The following is a 15892-nucleotide window of genomic DNA, read 5'->3' as shown; positions in this document are numbered from 1 at the left end:
CGCCTCCACGCACCTCGACTCCCCTCAGGCGCGCCCCGGTTGGGGGTGGGCCTCCCGGCGGAACGCCCACCGCATCTCCGGCTCCACCACCCCCCTCAGCGCGCGCCGAACGGGCGGGGTGCACAGCGCGGTCACGACGGCCGCGGCGATCAGCGCGACCGCGCCCACGCCGAGCGGGCCGTGCACCCACGCGGGCCCGTACCAGCCCCAGAAGCGGGCGCCCTGGACCAGGAATCCGTGCAGCAGATAGCCGTACAGCGTGCCCGCGCCGAGCGCGGTGAACCAGGTCCGCCGCCCCGGTACCAGGGCGAGGAAGCACCCGACCAGGACCAGCGAGCACCCGAAGGTGACCAGCGTCATCACCGGCCCCGACCAGGCGGGCCCGCCCAACTCCCGGGCGCTGTCCCGGTGGTAGAGCCAGGCCCCGCTCATCCGCGGCACCGCCCAGTAGGCCGCCGCGAGTGCGATCGCGAACACCGGCCCCGCCACCAGCCGTACCGCCCGCCGCCGGAGCAGCCGGAAGTGCTCCGGCCGCAGGGCGAGCCCCAGCACGAAGTACGGCAGGAACTGCAGGACCCGCTGGAGGTCCAGGTCGTCGCCGATGGACGGCGTGAGGGTCGCGAGCATCGCCACGGCGAGCGCGAGCGCCAGCGGACACCGCACCCGCTGCCACAACGGCGTGGTCAGCCGCCACACGAACAACGCCACCAGGAACCACGTCAGATACAGCGGATCCAGCAGACTCACCGGCCGGTCGGGCACCTGATCGGTCCAGCGAGTGAAGAAGGTGTACGCCGTCTCGAACACGACATACGGCACGACAAGCCCGGTCACCAGCCGCCTGATCCGCCCCGGCCCGGCGTCGAAGCTCCTGGAGAAATACCCGGAGACGACGATGAACGCCGGCATATGGAAGGCATACACCAGCAGATACAGCGCCGAGACGCCCCGACTCCCGTCCCGCAACGGCTCCCACGCATGCCCCACCGCGACCAGCACGATCGCCAGATACTTCGCATTGTCGAAGAACGCGTCCCGTCCCTCCCCCCACCCGACCACGGAACTTCCCTGAGGGCCCGCTGCGCGGAGTCGCTCGTACATCCCAGCCGCCTCACCACTCCGCGGCGCCCCCAAACTCCGGACTGACGTACGAAAGATGCCCCTTGCGCCATTGGCGCAGCCGGACGGCCGTAGGCGGGTGGACACACAACAAGACCCCGCACCCAGCGAGAACGCTGACCACGGGGTCGCCCCCCACACAACTCAGCTCAGCTCAGCTCAACTCAATTCAACTGAGGTCACTGCCGCCGCTGGCCAAGGATGCAGAACTCGTTCCCCTCGGGGTCGGCCATGACGACCCAAGACTGATTCCCCTGCCCGATGTCGACCCGCTTCGCGCCATGAGCCTCCATACGGGCCACCTCGGCGTCCTGGTCGTCGGGCCTGAAGTCGAGATGCAACCGGCTCTTGGCCTGCTTGACCTCCCCGATCCGAACAAAGTCCAACCCCGGCACCCGATCCGCGGCCGGCCTGATCTCGAACTCGTCCTCAGAGGAGTGCACAACCACCCACCCAAGAGCATCGGCCCACCACTGCCCCAACGCCACCGGATCCACCGAGTGAACGATGACCTGTTCCCATTCCAAGCTCATCACCCGATCCTAGATTCCCACCCCCACCAACAACAGCCACCCAAACCCACCCAAAAACAAAGCCCCCGCACTCAACGTCTCCGCTGACGACGGGGTCTTCGAACACCGACTCCAAGGTGCCCCCGGCAGGATTCGAACCTGCGCACACGGTTCCGGAGGCCAGCAGAGACCGTTGCGCTCCTGGGGTGCTGACCTGCGGGGGAGGGGAGGTCGTGCCCTTCGACTATCAAGATCATTACGCCCCTATTACGTGGGTAGCCTGTCGGGCGGTTGGTCCGGCCCGTATGGTCGAAGCATGATCTCGGGCAGCAGCGGGAAACCGGACGGCGGCGCGGAGTTCACGGCGGAGGGCCTGGAGCCGCTCCTTCGACAGGCGTGCGAGACGGCCGAACTCGACGCCCACGGAGCCGAGTTGCTGCGCCTCGGCTCGAACGCGGTCTACCGCCTGGCGTCGGCACCGGTGATCGTCCGCATCGCGCGCGATCGGTCGGTGCTGGCGGAGATGGAACGGGCCGTGAACGTGACCCGGTGGCTTGAGACGCGGGACTTCCCGGCCATGCGTGTGCCGGCGGAGGTCGCCCAACCGCTCGTCGTCGGCGGCCGGGTGGTCACCTTCTGGGAGAGCGTTCAGGAGCACGAGGAATATGGGACCGTCGGCGAACTCGCCGACCTTCTGCGCCGCTTGCACTGGCTCGAAGAGCCGGAATCCCTGCGTCTGCCGTATTTCGACCCGCTGGCCAAGGTGGCGGCGTCCTTGGAAGGGCTGGAGGGCATCTCGGGGGAGGACCAGACGTTCCTGGAGGAGCGAGCGGCGAGCCTCGGCAAGGACTACGACCGGCTTGACTTCGTCCTCCCCTTCGGCATGATCCACGGGGATGCCAGCATCGGGAACATCCTCCGCCACCGGGACGGGCACGCGGTGCTCATTGACTTGGACAGTTTCGCTCTCGCGCCACGTGAGTGGGACCTGGTTCAGACGTCGATGTTCTACGAACGGTACGGCTGGCACACGCAGGCCGAGTACGCGGAGTTCGTGCACCGGTACGGCTTCGACCTGATGAACTGGCCCGGGTACGAGACCCTTGCGGACCTGCGTGAGCTGATGATGGTCGCCTGGCTAGGTCACCAGGTCACGAGGAATGACCGGGCTGCCGTCGAGTTTGCCCGGCGGGTCCGGTCACTTCGCACGGGGGAGGGCCGAGGCGAATGGGGTCCGTTCTGAGCACCCGCTGAGGAGAGTTCTCTCAAGCGCCAACACGGTCATCCGACGCGATCCACAGCCTGTGCTCTCGGACAAGCGCCAACACGGTCATCCGACGCGATCCACAGCCTGTGCTCTCGGACCTGATCGGTGAAGAGCTGTACGTCCTTGCTGGTGCCGACCCCAGCTAGGTTCTGCCGGAACTCGGCCAAGTAGCTGACGCAGCGGGCCGACTTGAGCTGCTCGCCCAAGTCGAGGGCATCGAGCGCCACGCGGCAGGCTTCCTCGACGTCTCCGGCACGAAGGTGGGCGTCGGCTAGAACCATGGTCGCGAAGAAGTCGCTCCGCACGTGGCTGCCGCTCATGGCGTTCTCGGCGTGGAGTACCGCCTTCCGGGCGCTGTTGACGTCTCGGAAGCAGTGAGCGGCTTCAGCGGCAAGCTCAACTTCGTCGAAGTAGCTGATCCATTCGGGCTCATCGTCGTTGTTCCTGCTCGCCAGTGCGTTCGTGGCTGCGCCCAAGGCGGCTTCACAGGCCCGTACATCGCCTGTCCGGGCAAGCGCGCGGGCCTCCATGGCATGGAACTGGGCGCGAAGCGTCGGTGTCGCCACGGGGGAGATGCCCATGAGTGCCGCGCGGGCGAGCGTGGCGGCCTGGGTGTAGCGACCGAGGAACGTCGCCTGATGGCTCATCGCGGACAGGCTGCTTCCCGCGAGCCGACGATCGTTCGCGTCCTGGGCCAATCGGAGAGCCTGAAGGAAGTATCGCTGTGCCAAGCCGTGACGGCAGGCGTCGTACGACATCCAACCGGCCAGGAGGGTTGCCTCCGCCACGGTGGAGAACAGTGCCCGTCCGACTTGCTCTGTGTACTGCCCTCGCAGGAGCGGTGTCACCTCAGTACTGAGGTACTGGACTGCTGCGTGCCGGGCATGGTCGCCACCGAAACGGTCGTCCAACTCTGCGAACATGTCCGCGGTAGTCTTGATTGCTGCCACGTCTCCAAAGCCGACGCGCATCCCGTCTCGACGTTGCGGAGGAACGGCCGGCTCGGGCGCGACCAACCACCGGAGCGAGGCTTCGTTCCACGCTGGTTCGGACGGCTCGGCCTGTAACAGGGGCTCGTACCTGTTGAGATCCGCGCGCCACAGTTGGCCGACGGTATCGATCGCTCCTTCGGGACTCGCCGGATAGCTGGCGTCCAGAAGTCCGGTGTCCCGCTCGCCTTCGTGGTTCAGCCCTAACTCACCGGCACTGAGGTCGTACGCCTCACACAGCATCGGACCGTAGAAGTCGTCCGGTGTGCTGTGCCCGTTCTCCCAACTGGCGATGCGGCGCTTCACGCTGGCGTCAGAGGGAAGCTGGTGGCCACGGCGGAGCGCAATGTGACGCAGCTCGCGCACCAACCGTGGCTGACTCCAGCCCCGGCCCACACGGGCTTGCCGTAAGCGAACGCTGATCGGCTCCAGCGAAGGCGTGACCATTCCCTCCCCGCCTGTTCATAGATGCGACTTCTGCGGCGCACGACTCTTCGGCCTCTCGACCGAATGTACGCGCTGTTCCTCACCGCGCGCTGCAAGTAACCGAAGATCCATGGTCGTTGACTCGTGACGGGGGATGACGCGTCCACGCGCGACGCGTCATCCCCCGTCATCCCTCGTCATCTGCCCCGACCGGGGCATGGCCCCTGAGTCTGGACGCAGGGCGGCATTGCGGCCGCAACTGAACCCGACCGAGGTGAGATGAAGTGCAGAGGATGACCAGGAGGGGCGTGGACTGGCTCTCCGCAGCGGCGGACAACCCTGCGGAGTGCCGGCAAGTCTGGGCGGACGACCCTCGGATGCCGTGCCTGCTGTCGACCGGCCGCCTCTTCGACGTGCTGAGCGTCGAACAGCGCCTCGGGACGGAGATGTTCGACCGCCTCCTACGAAGCGGGATGCCGTTCGGACCGACAGTCGTCGACCGCAAGGCGCAGCGCGTCGGGTTCTTCCTCGGCTCGGGGAGCCGCGAGACCTTCACGCACTACCTCGAACGGGAGACGTCATCGACACCGCCGTACCGGTACCTCGGCCGCGGCTGCGCCGTTGTCGTCCCCGGCCCCATCCCACTGTCCGATGACCGCTATCAGTGGCTCCGCGCCCCCACACGCCGGCCGGAGGCTAATCCACTGCGCCCCGTCGCCCTCGCCACCGCGCTGGTCGCCTCCGTGGAACTCCTGGCGCGCATCGACCGCTTCGACGAGCAGTACCCGATGCCCTACGCGGCGGTCGCTGCCCTTCCCGAGGAGACGAACACGGATGGCAGATGAGCCGATCGGCGGTCGAGACTCTGCCGCGTGGTCGCCTCTCGACAGCGACGGCTGGTACGCGGCCCGAAACGCGACTACCGCACTCCGGGACGTCCTCGTGCGCGCTGGCCTGGAGAAGGACTTCCCCTACCTGCGCGCGGACTTGAACGCCTTCGGGCACGGCCTCGTCGAGCTGGGCCGAGTCTCCCCTGACACGGCCGAGCGTCTCGCAGAGCTCCTGCGTCTGGCTTTGACAAGCGGCTTCAGCCGAGACCGTAACGATGACGATCACGAGCCGACCATCACCGAAGAACACAAAGGAAGGGCCTGAGGCCATGACCGACCGGCGCGGAGTGGTAGCCAAGCGAGCGGAGAACCTGTCGCCCGGCGTGCCCTATGTACGCGGCTGGAACCGCGCGCGACGAAGCGCCGGCGCTCTGGCTGATCAGCTCGTGTTACTCGGGCTGGACTCCGACTTTCCCGGCCTGATGGCCGACGTGAACGTCTCCGGTGACGGGTTGGTGCAGCTCGGGACCGTTCGCCCTGAAGCGGCTGAGCTGCTGGCGAGGCTGATCGCGGCCGGACTGGCCGCGGCCGGACTGGCCGCGGAATCGCGTGACACGCCGCTGCTCCCTCCCTGGGAAACGTCTGCGGCTTGACCTGCTTTTCGGCGGTCAGTGGCCCTGCCGCTCGGCCGGGACCGGCGCCCCAGCGCCGCAGCCCGGACGAACGGCAGGGCCACAGGCGATATCAGCTTGGGAAGCTGCGATCATTCGCAGCTGGTTCGGCCGCTGAGCTGGGCGAACAGTCTGGGCGTTGCGCCGTCGGCCTCGTCGGCTTTCACCGTAATTCCCTGCTGTTATCCGCTCGATCTGGTGCGCTTGTGGTGCGGCCGTGATCATCCGCGTTGGAACCCGATGTCACCTGAACACGCAGGCGACGCGCCCATAATCTTCGATCTGTTGCTGCTGTTCGTCGGCACGAGGTGCGTGCTCGTCGTCTCCGCACCTGAGGAGTGTTCCGTCGTCTCCTTCAAATACGGAGACAACGCCTCCGTGATGGCTACAGGCTCCCTGGCGGCCGATGGAGTCTGACGACCACCCGTCCGCGCACTCGTAGCCCTCATACGTCCAGTAAACTGGAGTGTACGTAGCGGACGGTGTTCCAGAACTGACGGGCAGATCCTCGTCATCATCGTTCCACCCACTGAGTTGAGCTGTGATCGGGAGGACGATGAAGATCCCTACGCCGATAAGGCCTGCCAAGGAGTAGGCCACCACCCGAGCTACCCGCCACGCGCGGCTCTCGACGAGCCTTTGCAGGAGACTACGCACGGAAGATTTCTAGCGCAGCAAGAGGCTGTGGTGAGCTACTTCGCCAGCATTGGCAGCAACGCTTCAGAGGCTCATGCGGTGTGCAGCAGGTCGTGGTGCGCGGCGTCAGAGCACACCCACCAACACGCCTTCCAACTGTGGTGGTGAGGTGGTGGGGGTCGTTCGGGGGTGTTCACCTGCGTTCATGGGCTGGCTGAGGGGACGACTACCGGCTCTGGTCTCGCCTGAACTGTCGTGAACGGCGCTGAATGAGAACTGAGACGGGCGACAGGGCCGGGCTCGCTGACACCTTCGCGGTTGGCACCAGTGCAGGCCATCTTCCCGGAAGGGGGCTTTTCGGACATGGTCGTGCCTCATCTTCGGCCCGTCATGTGTGTTTGTTCCTTGGGTGCAGGGGATCATTGAATGTATGTGGAGAAGACTGCTGCACTGGATAGTCGGCCACACCACAGTTCTCGTATGGGGAATCGGCGTGCTCCTTGTCGTTGTCTTCATCGTCCTGTACTGCCAAGGGCCCTGGTGGCTCGACGGTGAGCGTCTGCGTGCGCTCGGTAAATTGCGGTTGGGGGAGCAGCATGCCGCGCTGGACCGAGATCGGTCGCAGATCCTAAAGGTTGCAGCAGGAGCTGGCGCTTTCGTGGCGCTTATCTATACGGCTCGGAGGCATGCGCTCGACCGTCTCTCACACTCTCTCAAGGAACAAGAGCAGATAACGGATCGCTACATCAAGGCGGTCGAACAGTTGGCATCAGAAGCCGCCGATGTGCGATTGGGTGGTATTTACGCGCTGGGCAGGATCATCGTCGATTCACCCGCAGATCGCGTGATGGTGCGTGAGGTGCTGTCCGCCTACCTCCGGCACCACTCGTCGACGTTGGACCTAGGCGAAGATATGCCCCGAACTCCTGATCCGTATGAGGGGTGCACGGTGGACATCGGGGCTTCGATAACTGTGCTTGCGCGTAGCGCAGCTGATCGCGACGGCTATAGGCTGGATTTACGGCGCACGGACCTTTCTGGAATTGAGATCATTGAGGGTGAGGGGCTCAGTCGGGCCAATATTGCCTTGTCGCGCCTTTATAGAGTGAATTGGGTAAAATTGTCGCTCAAGAACACCAACTTCTACCGTTGCAACCTAGTCCGGGCGGGTATCCTCGCCTGTGACCTCAGCGAAGCGCAGCTGGTGGAAGTGAACTTGGAGCGGGCGCTACTGCACGGAAGTACTTGCGATGGCACTCTCTTCCTAGATGCCGACCTATCCGGAACGAACCTGTTGGAGGCCGACCTCTCCGGCGCCCTCCATCTGACGGCGGAACAATTATCCGCCGCAGGAATCGGACCCTCCACAAAGCTGCCAGCTTCTCTCCAGGAAGATCCGTGGGTGTGTGCACGCCTTGCCGAATGTGCTGACTGGGCCTCGCAATGGGACTGGGACGGTCTGCGCCCCCCGCCCCCCACGCCGCGCCCCAACTGACTGCAACGCCACCATCCCGGGGCCGTGTGCAGGCGAGGCTGATCTCTATCGCATACCGTGCGCGGGGTCCCGCTGAGACTGTCTGGCACAGTTTCGGGGGAGCTCCCGTTGAGGGAACCGTAGCGTGGGAAGCTCGGGTTTCTTGGCGGCGGTTGTTGCGGTGACCTGCGGCAGATTGGTGCTGGACCGCTGTTCGTCCATGGGCCCAATCCCCGTTGCTTCCCGCAGGTTCCGGCACGTAATTGGCACGGTCCCTTCGCCTCAAAGGTCCCTTGGCGGGTCCTGGAGTGTCCGAGCCTCAGCCGACGAAAGTCAGCCACGACGGCGGGAACGCCGACCGGTCACGCACGCGTATGCCACGCCGTACTCCCGCCGTCCTTGGCCACGCTGCCATGCCGTCGACCAGAGCAAGCCGCGCCGGCAGAAGCGTGGCGGTGAGACCTTGGGTGAGGACCTCTTCGTCCCGAAGTAACTTGAGGGAGGGCACTGCCTTGGGCTTGGGCGCCTCTCACCTGGGCTGATGGTCCGTAGGCGTTCGCGCTTGTTCGCCGTTGTTCGTGGGCGTTGTCACGTAGTTAGACACTCACCCTTGTGCTTCACCATGGGCTCCGGTGCTCGACTCCGGATTGAACAGGGCGCCGAGTTCTTTCCTGGTCAGGCGAGGTCGACGAGGGTGGGTGTCACCTCGTTCTCAAGGTCGTACTCAGAAAACTCCCATGTCGTAACCACTGCGTCTTTGGGAATGCGGTAAACGACTGCATCTGATCGTCGAAGCCGGGCTGCAGTTGCGCGTTGCATTCCGGGTTGTCAGCGACGTCGTAAAGATCTTCGATCGTATCGAAGCGACGGCCCTGGTCGTCAATGAGTGCGTTGACGATGGGCAGCGAGCAGGTCAAGTCCATGCTGGCCTTGCCCTCATTACTGACGACGGTCTTGAGGATGACGTATTTCGCGTCGGGGCCTGCGGATTTGTGGGCTCCGGCGAACATGATGCTGTCGGCCTCCACCATCTTCGTGACCTTGACGACGGCTCCGCCGTTCCTGGCCTCCTCGCCGACCTTGGTGTCTGTGTTCTGGTCGGTTGCGGCTGCGGCGTCCTCTTCGGCTGCGGGCTCGGGCTCAACGGTTTCCGTCACGGTTACGGTGGGCTCTGGCTTTGCCATGTCGTCGCCGCTGCCCGAGATGGCGATCCCTGTGCCGACGATGGCTGCGGCGATGATGGCCGCGCCTCCGATGATGAAGGCGTTGGTGTGGCCGTTCTTGCCCGGCTGCGGCGGCTGAGCCGGCATCGGCGGCGGTGTTACGTTGGTACTCATGATCCCCCCTGGGATGGTGCTGCTGTGAAGCGAATCATCCCCTGTGAAACGGCTGCATTGCCAGCAGTTGGGACCACAGAGGCCAGCAAGCTGATGACTACAGCCAATCCAGGTAGTAGCCGGTGTGCCGCTGTTGTCGTCGCGTAGGAGGTGCCGGTGTGTAAGCACCTGCCTGACTTCGAGGGTCCGGCGGCGGATCTTTCGGCCAAGGTGATCGTGACGACGTCGACATGACCGATGTCCGGCACCCCCCTTTAGGAGTCGATGCAAGGCCGCTCCGGCTGGTTGATGTCAACTTGGTTTTCAGGGGCCTTTTGATCCGTAATTGAATACGGGGCTTCCATGGGATTATGGGAGTTCTGTAAAGCCTCAATGTGTCCCGGGCGGTGCCATGAATTCCGCGCCAGTCTGTGCAGTTTCTGAGGGCGCCTCTGAGAGTCGTGGGATGGGGAAGACCCGGCCCGGCGAGTGGTCACCGAACCGGGGCGGACCGCATACAGGCACAACAGACTCGGCAACCCTGGAGAATTCCAGGAGCGTGTACTAGAGAATCCAGGCGTCAGCCGACATGAAAATCGCGATCCTTGTTTTCGCCGTTTTCTTTCCAGCGTATCCGAAGAATATTTGGATCGCCGCCGCCCATCGAGTGCACAACATTCAGGAGCCGGGTTTGTCCGGCATGGACAGTTGTTGGAGTGCCGTCTGTAGCCAGGTGGAGGCTGATGCGTTCGCCTACGGGCTCGAACACGACTTCCTCTGCATCCTGGCCGCCGTCGTTGGTGATCTCAAGCCAGTGGCGCGTTGAATATCTCGGCTTTCCCTTCCTGTCGTAAGATCGGATCTCCCGTTCCTGTCGCGGCTGGACAGAGAATCTCACTCCACGATCTGCCGCCTTCAGAACAGGAACCCCGAGTGAGAGGTTTGCGATGTCATACTCAATTGCCTTCCAGACCTCGTATTCGAGCTGACTGGCATTGGAGAACTCCCCGAGAAGGCCACGCTTGCTGATCTCGCTCTTAAATGCACGCAGCCCGTCAAGCTGCGCAGTGTCTACGTCGTTGGGAAGTTGCGCCGTTGAGAAATATAGATGAACAGGCTTGCCCTGCTCTATGGCACGCTCGATCTCCTCGACCGTTCCAGAGACGGCGTCTGGTGTAGGTGATCCGAGGCGGCTACCAAAGAGCGCGAACACGATGTCCGATTCGTCAACGCCCTGTGAGTTGATCAGTGACTGCGGATGGCCGCCGAGAATGGGAACCGAGGAAGTTTCCCAGCGCCACGACTGGAGGATGGTCTGTTTGGTCTGTGCATTGGCTCCGTTCCAGCCGTGGATAGCGGTTTCCACGGCGTCACGCGCTTCGATCGTGTCTGAGGGCGAGGCAATCATCACCCGCAGAACATTCGCTGAGTAGGCCATAGTCCAAGGCTACTTGGGAACCCAGACACTGTCGCGGGTTGGCGACTTGCTTGCCGATGGGGGCTTCACTGCGGATGTCCGTGGCGGCCCCGCGGTGAGCCCTTCGGCTCCCTTAGAGGATGTCTCAGTTGGCGGTAACTCGTTGTTCTGGGCATGGAGATAGTCGAGCGGCTGGTGCTGGACGGGTTATGGGAGCTGTTCCAGGATGTGGTGCCGCAGGCTCCGCAGCGCCCTCAGGGCGGGGGACGGCGGCGGTGCGACGACCGTGCGGTGCTGGCCGCGATCGTCTTCGTGGCGACCACGGGCTGTACCTGGCGGCAGTTGCCGCCGGTCTTCAGCGCCTCCTGGCAGACGGTGCACCGGCGTTTTACTGACTGGTCTGCAGCTCGCGTGTGGGCCAAGCTGCACCGGGTGCTGCTCGACCGGCTCGGCGCCAACGGCGATGTGGACTGGTCGCGCGGCGCGATCGACTCGATCAGTGTCCGCGTGGTAAAAGGGGGCCGTCGACGGGACCGAATCCGACCGATCGTGGCAAGAAGGGGTCGAAGGTTCACGTCATCTGTGACCGTAATGGCCTGCCGATCTCGGTAGGTATCTCTGCCGCCAACGTGCACGACAGCCAGGCCCTCATACCGTTGATGCGCGGCATCCCTCCGATCCGCTCGCGTCGCGGCCCCCGGCGCCGCCGCCCGGACCGGCTCCATGTTGACAAGGCTTACGACTTCGACCACCTGCGCAACTGGCTGCGGCGCAGGCAGATCGTGCCGCGCATTGCCCGACGCGGTGTGGAGACCTCTAACCGGCTCGGACGGCACCGCTGGGTGATCGAGCGCACGCTGTCCTGGCTGGGCGGCTGCCGCCGCCTGCACCGCCGCTATGAGCGCAAGGGCGAGCACTTCCTGGCATCGTCGCCCTCGCCAGTGCCCTCATCTGCTACCGGCGCACCGTCCGCTGAGGGGAACGTCCCGCAGCAGGTACAGTCCCGGCGAGCCGATCGCAGCCGGGGAGGCAGCTTGAACAGCTCGATCAGCCAGATCGTGATCGCGGTTTTGGGGATTGGCGGCACGCTCTCAGCCGCCGTCATCACACAGCGCGGTGCGGACCGCGCCAGGGCTCGCGAACTGGAGCACACGAGGCAACTCCAGCAGGATGAACGCGAGTACGCCACTCGCCAGGCTCAGCTTCAGGCGCGGCGCACGTGCTACGCCACTCTCAGCGCCGGCACTCGCGACTTGGCCAACGTGATGACGCAGGTCCTCCACGCCCTGGAGAAGGGCGAGATGACCGGGGAACTGCGGTCGGATCTGGACCGGGCGCGCCGCGACCACCGCTTGCGTCATGCCGAGGCCCAGATGGTGCTGCCCGACACGGTGTCGGAAGTAGCCAGCACCGCGAACCGTCATCTTGGCGATCTGTACGGCCTCTTGATGCGCCTCGATGGAGGCACTGCCCAGCCGGGAGAGAGCGTAGAAGCCGCCTGGGAGAGTTTGAACAAGCTGTGGGATCCCCTGTGGGAAATGCGCCACGTCATGCGTGTCGATCTCGGCATTACGGCTCCCGAACAGGACCCGTAGAGCAGCACATGTGTCCCAGTTCGCCAATCAAGACACTGTCTTAGCTAAGCCGTGACGCCAGATCGTAGTCCGTCGCTCAGTCATGAGCGGGACCGTACAGCTCGGGGCCGACAACGAATTCGTGATCACACATGCGGCGCGGTGAGAGGACTCCGCATCACGCGCACGCTTTCCAACTGTGGTGGTGGGGTGGTGGGCGTCGTTCGGGGGCGTTCACCTGGGTTCATGGACGGTTGGCCGTCGGGGCAGCGGCTGCGGGTCTAGCCTGAACGGCCGTGAACGGGGCTGAATGAGACGGAAACTGAGACGGACAGGTGTTGCCGACGCCTTGGTCACGGACTTGGTGACCGTCGCCGAAGTACCCAAGGGGGCGAGGCTTCAACTGCCGTCGGCTGGGTCTTGCCAGTGCCAGGGCAGCGCTGGCGGTAGCCAGGGAGCTCTGTCACTGCGCTCAAGTACTGGTGCCTCGCAGTCATCCGGCAAAGGGCTCCCGTCGATCACGGATTCAAGTGTGGACTGGACATAGCGCAGGTACCCGCGTGCGTCGCGAATGTGGCGCTCGCGATGGCTCTGGCCGATGCCTCGGTACCCGACGTCGAAGCACAACCGCACAAGCGACCTGTATCGGGCGCGGACACGGTCATCTCCAATGGAGAGAAGATCGGTTTGCATGCCCTGCCGGACTGAGCCGAGGGCCACTGCGCAACGCTCACGAGCTTGCGGGTTCAGCTGCGGCTCGTCCCGTGCAAGGTCTGGCAGCGATGGTAGCCATGCATAGAGTTCCGCGAGGCGCTCCAAGAGCCGTTGCGCAGCCTCGGTGGCGCGCTGCTGCGTCCATTGCCGACGGGCCAGCGCGCTAGTGGCAGCTTCCTGAGAAGCGGCGAGCTCAACTTGGGACTCGATTGTCCTTGCGGTTTGCCAGCGTGCCACGTACACCGCGATGCCTCCGCCGGCCAAGGTCCCGATGAGTGCAGTGAGTGTCTGGCCCGCTAGATCCCCCCAGCTACCCATGCCTCTCATCTTGGCTCTCTACCTGAGCCCCAAACCCGGCTTGGCCGTCGGACGTTGCCATGGCGACGAGCGCTCTCAGGTTGGGAAGCTTGGGGCTTGCGGGCTCGATAGTTTCGCTGACCTGCTGTCGAGCCGCGTCGTGACCTGACGGCGCCTCTGGGTGGGTGACCGCAGTTCCCTTGGTTCCCCGCAGTATCTGGCACGGGTCTGGCACGGGGTGCGTTCAGGTTAGTCAGTCGCGCCGCGAACCTGGCACGCCGCTAACGCATCCGAGACAGAGGGGTGGCCACCTTTGCTTCACCTTCACCCGGTGCGTCAGGGGCGGTCGGCCGTGCCCGAGGGCGCCGGACCGGTCCCTCGAGGACGAAGGGCACTTCGCTGCCGGCGGAGGGCCGTCCTGACAGCGGCCGGAGTCTAACGGCTCCCTGCGGCTTACCCACCTCGTCGGATCTGCTGCCACGAGGTCCAAAAACAGGAGATGCCAGGACGAAGGTCCACAAGGCCGAGTACGTTCGACTCGGCCCGCTGGCTGCCGGACGGCATCGGGGTTACACCGGCCGTCTCTCGCCCTCGCGACAGGAGTCGTTGCCGCATGACCTACCGGTTCAACCCGCCGCCCACCTGGCCCGCCCCGCCGGAGGGGTGGAGCCCGCCACCGGGCTGGGAACCGGACCCCGCATGGCCCACACCCCCAGGCTGGCAGATCTGGATCCCGGAAGGGGACGCGCCGCAGCCGAGCGCACCCGTTCCTCAGCAGTCCCCCTACGGTCCCCAGGCGACGGTCCCGGCCACAGGTGGGGGTCTGTTCAGCCGGCGCCGCAAGCAAGCGGAGTCCGAGGCGGCGCGTCTGGCGGACGAGCTGGCGCTGATGGAAACACAGGTACGCGGACTACAGGAAGACAACCGTCACTTGACGGAGCAATTGAGTCGTCTCATCGGAGCCGACAGCGCTCAGATAGTCGCCGAGCAGCAGCGACTGCGCCGCGCGCACGAGGAGAAGCTCCAAGAGATCGGACGGATCGACGCTCTCCTAGACGAGAAGATAGAGCACGCCGCCGAGAGCGCCGCGCAGTCCCTGGTCGACGTGCGCCGCCAAGCCGACGACATGGCTCGCCAGACGGCGGAGGCCGAACAGCGTCTCACGGCCGCGCGCCGGGGTCTGGTGCTCACCGACGAGATGCGGATGCTGCAGGAAGCTGGCATCTACGAGTACCGCCATCCGCTCGCCGACGCGCTCGCCTACAAGGACCGGCTAGACAGTCTCAAGACCCGCTACAAGCAGTTGGCGAAGGACGACCGGGCAGTTCTCGGCAACCAGTACTGGATGGTGGACGGCTCAGCGGCCAAGGGCCGCAAGATGGTCCGTGACTTCTCCAAGCTGATGCTGCGCGCGTACAACGCCGAGGCGGACAACGCGGTGCGCGGCATGAAGCCGCACCGCCTCGACTCGCTGATCGACCGGCTCGGCAAGACGCGGGAGTCGATCGCCCGGCTCGGCGCCACCATGCAGATCCGCATCGGCGATGACTACCACCAACTGCGGGTCCAGGAGTTGGAGCTGACGGCGGACTACCTGGTGAGGAAGGAGACCGAGCGGGAGGAACAGCGAGAGCTACGAGCCCAGCAGCGCGAGGAGGAGCGCCTACAGCGCGAGATCGAGCGCGAGCGGCAGCGGCTGGAGAAGGAACGCAGCCACTACGAGGGCGCCCTGCGCCGCCTGCGCTCCGGCACAGGCGATGAGGCCGCCATCGCCGAACTCGAAGAAAAACTCGCCGAGTTGGGCTCCGAACTGGAGGCGGTCGAGGCCCGCGAGGCGAACATCCGGGCCGGATACGTCTACGTCATCTCCAATGTCGGAGCGTTCGGCGAACGCATGGTCAAGATCGGTATGACCCGGCGCCTCGATCCCATGGACCGCGTCATCGAACTCGGGGACGCGTCCGTCCCCTTCCGCTTCGACGTACACGCCCTGATCTTCAGCGAGGACGCCGTCGGCCTGGAACGCCGCCTGCACCAGGAGTTCGAGTCCCGCCGCGTCAACCGGGTAAACCTGCGCCGGGAGTTCTTCTACGTCACACCGGCAGACGTACGCGCCGTCCTGCAGCGACTCGCCGGACAGCACCTCCTGGAGTTTCAGGACACGCCCGAGGCTCCTGAATGGAGGGCCAGCCAGACCGCTGCCGGGCGGTGACGGGCTCGACTCAGTCAACCTCGTCGGGTGCGTCCAAACGGCAGGCGGCGCCATCCAGACTGATCCAGGTGACCTTGGAGGTCCCGCCGCGAGGTGAGCGGTCACCCCTCCGGTTGGGGTGATCGCGAGCCACACGGATCCCTACACCTCGCTGATGCCCCAGTTCGTACAGGAGGCCGCCGCCCCCCCCGTGGGATCGGTAGGAAATCCAGTAAGCGGAACGTCGTTTAGCGTTACATCCCGCACACATGAAAACAGCCTCCTCGGAGATCACTCCGAGGAGGCTGTTCGAATCTTCGTGCCTGTTCAGGCACTATTCCCTCGGCAGGATTCGAACCTGCGACACCCGCTTTAGGAGATCGATCGACAGGTTGGCAACTCTTGGCGCCTAGGTGATGGAATGACCGCAGTAGGCCGCTCCAGGATGCCTGTGTCTGC

The 15892-nt window shown here is 64.9% G+C and carries 12 protein-coding genes and 1 pseudogene; 8 read left to right on the top strand and 5 right to left on the bottom strand.

Annotation, left to right across the window (positions count from 1 at the left end):
- Positions 1 to 24 precede the first annotated feature (24 nt).
- Positions 25 to 1101 (bottom strand): acyltransferase family protein, encoded by a 1077-nt coding sequence (locus tag G3I78_RS42250; protein ID WP_164434953.1) that lies wholly within the window; start codon positions 1099 to 1101, stop codon positions 25 to 27.
- A gap of 197 nt (positions 1102 to 1298) precedes the next feature.
- Positions 1299 to 1652 (bottom strand): VOC family protein, encoded by a 354-nt coding sequence (locus tag G3I78_RS42245; protein WP_164434951.1) that lies wholly within the window; start codon positions 1650 to 1652, stop codon positions 1299 to 1301.
- Between the two features lie 295 nt (positions 1653 to 1947).
- Here G3I78_RS42245 and G3I78_RS42240 point away from each other — a divergent pair, with 295 nt between their 5' ends.
- On the top strand, positions 1948 to 2874 hold the full coding sequence (locus tag G3I78_RS42240) for an aminoglycoside phosphotransferase family protein (RefSeq protein ID WP_164434949.1): 927 nt from the start codon (positions 1948 to 1950) through the stop codon (positions 2872 to 2874).
- A gap of 38 nt (positions 2875 to 2912) precedes the next feature.
- Here the strand turns inward: G3I78_RS42240 and G3I78_RS42235 are convergent, their stop codons facing one another.
- A complete protein-coding gene (locus tag G3I78_RS42235) occupies positions 2913 to 4193 on the bottom strand; it encodes a hypothetical protein (protein WP_343243985.1) in 1281 nt (426 codons plus the stop codon).
- Positions 4194 to 4597: 404 nt separating this feature from the next.
- On the opposite strand from G3I78_RS42235, the gene G3I78_RS42230 reads away from it, so the two are divergent.
- The 4 genes from G3I78_RS42230 to G3I78_RS42215 all read left to right on the top strand — a co-directional run bounded on the left by G3I78_RS42230 (position 4598) and on the right by G3I78_RS42215 (position 7945).
- Positions 4598 to 5158, top strand: coding sequence for a bifunctional DNA primase/polymerase (locus tag G3I78_RS42230; RefSeq protein ID WP_343243981.1), 561 nt, complete (start codon positions 4598 to 4600; stop codon positions 5156 to 5158).
- Positions 5148 to 5468: a hypothetical protein gene (locus tag G3I78_RS42225; RefSeq protein WP_164434946.1), complete on the top strand. Its 321-nt coding sequence runs from the start codon at positions 5148 to 5150 to the stop codon at positions 5466 to 5468. Before G3I78_RS42230 ends, G3I78_RS42225 begins: the two co-directional genes overlap by 11 nt.
- 4 nt (positions 5469 to 5472) lie before the next feature.
- Positions 5473 to 5796, top strand: coding sequence for a hypothetical protein (locus tag G3I78_RS42220; RefSeq protein WP_164434944.1), 324 nt, complete (start codon positions 5473 to 5475; stop codon positions 5794 to 5796).
- Between the two features lie 1084 nt (positions 5797 to 6880).
- Positions 6881 to 7945, top strand: a complete 1065-nt coding sequence (locus G3I78_RS42215; RefSeq protein ID WP_164434942.1) for a pentapeptide repeat-containing protein — start codon at positions 6881 to 6883, stop codon at positions 7943 to 7945.
- Positions 7946 to 8625: 680 nt separating this feature from the next.
- On the opposite strand, the gene G3I78_RS42210 is transcribed toward G3I78_RS42215, so the two are convergent.
- A complete protein-coding gene (locus G3I78_RS42210; protein ID WP_164434941.1) occupies positions 8626 to 9261 on the bottom strand; it encodes a hypothetical protein in 636 nt (211 codons plus the stop codon).
- 559 nt (positions 9262 to 9820) lie between these two features.
- Positions 9821 to 10678 (bottom strand): DUF4062 domain-containing protein, encoded by an 858-nt coding sequence (locus G3I78_RS42205; RefSeq protein ID WP_164434939.1) that lies wholly within the window; start codon positions 10676 to 10678, stop codon positions 9821 to 9823.
- Between the two features lie 153 nt (positions 10679 to 10831).
- Here G3I78_RS42205 and G3I78_RS42200 point away from each other — a divergent pair.
- The 3 genes and pseudogenes from G3I78_RS42200 (at position 10832) to G3I78_RS42190 (ending at position 15454) form a co-directional block, all read left to right on the top strand.
- Positions 10832 to 11633 (top strand): annotated as a pseudogene (locus G3I78_RS42200) (IS5 family transposase).
- A 58-nt stretch (positions 11634 to 11691) separates the two neighbouring features.
- A complete protein-coding gene (locus G3I78_RS42195; RefSeq protein WP_164434937.1) occupies positions 11692 to 12252 on the top strand; it encodes a hypothetical protein in 561 nt (186 codons plus the stop codon).
- A gap of 1933 nt (positions 12253 to 14185) precedes the next feature.
- Positions 14186 to 15454, top strand: a complete 1269-nt coding sequence (locus tag G3I78_RS42190) for a DUF4041 domain-containing protein (protein ID WP_164434935.1) — start codon at positions 14186 to 14188, stop codon at positions 15452 to 15454.
- Positions 15455 to 15892 lie beyond the last annotated feature (438 nt).

The sequence above is a fragment of the Streptomyces sp. SID13726 genome, from assembly GCF_010548375.1.
Classification (GTDB): domain Bacteria; phylum Actinomycetota; class Actinomycetes; order Streptomycetales; family Streptomycetaceae; genus Streptomyces.
This window is presented reverse-complemented; position numbering and strand designations above follow the sequence as displayed.

Bases quoted from the DNA above. Each gene is read 5' to 3' on its own strand.
- G3I78_RS42250 (WP_164434953.1), bottom strand. From the start codon at position 1,101: ATGTACGAGCGACTCCGCGCAGCGGGCCCTCAGGGAAGTTCCGTGGTC.
- G3I78_RS42245 (WP_164434951.1), bottom strand. From the start codon at position 1,652: ATGAGCTTGGAATGGGAACAGGTCATCGTTCACTCGGTGGATCCGGTG.
- G3I78_RS42240 (WP_164434949.1), top strand. From the start codon at position 1,948: ATGATCTCGGGCAGCAGCGGGAAACCGGACGGCGGCGCGGAGTTCACG.
- G3I78_RS42225 (WP_164434946.1), top strand. From the start codon at position 5,148: ATGGCAGATGAGCCGATCGGCGGTCGAGACTCTGCCGCGTGGTCGCCT.
- G3I78_RS42220 (WP_164434944.1), top strand. From the start codon at position 5,473: ATGACCGACCGGCGCGGAGTGGTAGCCAAGCGAGCGGAGAACCTGTCG.
- G3I78_RS42215 (WP_164434942.1), top strand. From the start codon at position 6,881: ATGTGGAGAAGACTGCTGCACTGGATAGTCGGCCACACCACAGTTCTC.
- G3I78_RS42210 (WP_164434941.1), bottom strand. From the start codon at position 9,261: ATGAGTACCAACGTAACACCGCCGCCGATGCCGGCTCAGCCGCCGCAG.
- G3I78_RS42205 (WP_164434939.1), bottom strand. From the start codon at position 10,678: ATGGCCTACTCAGCGAATGTTCTGCGGGTGATGATTGCCTCGCCCTCA.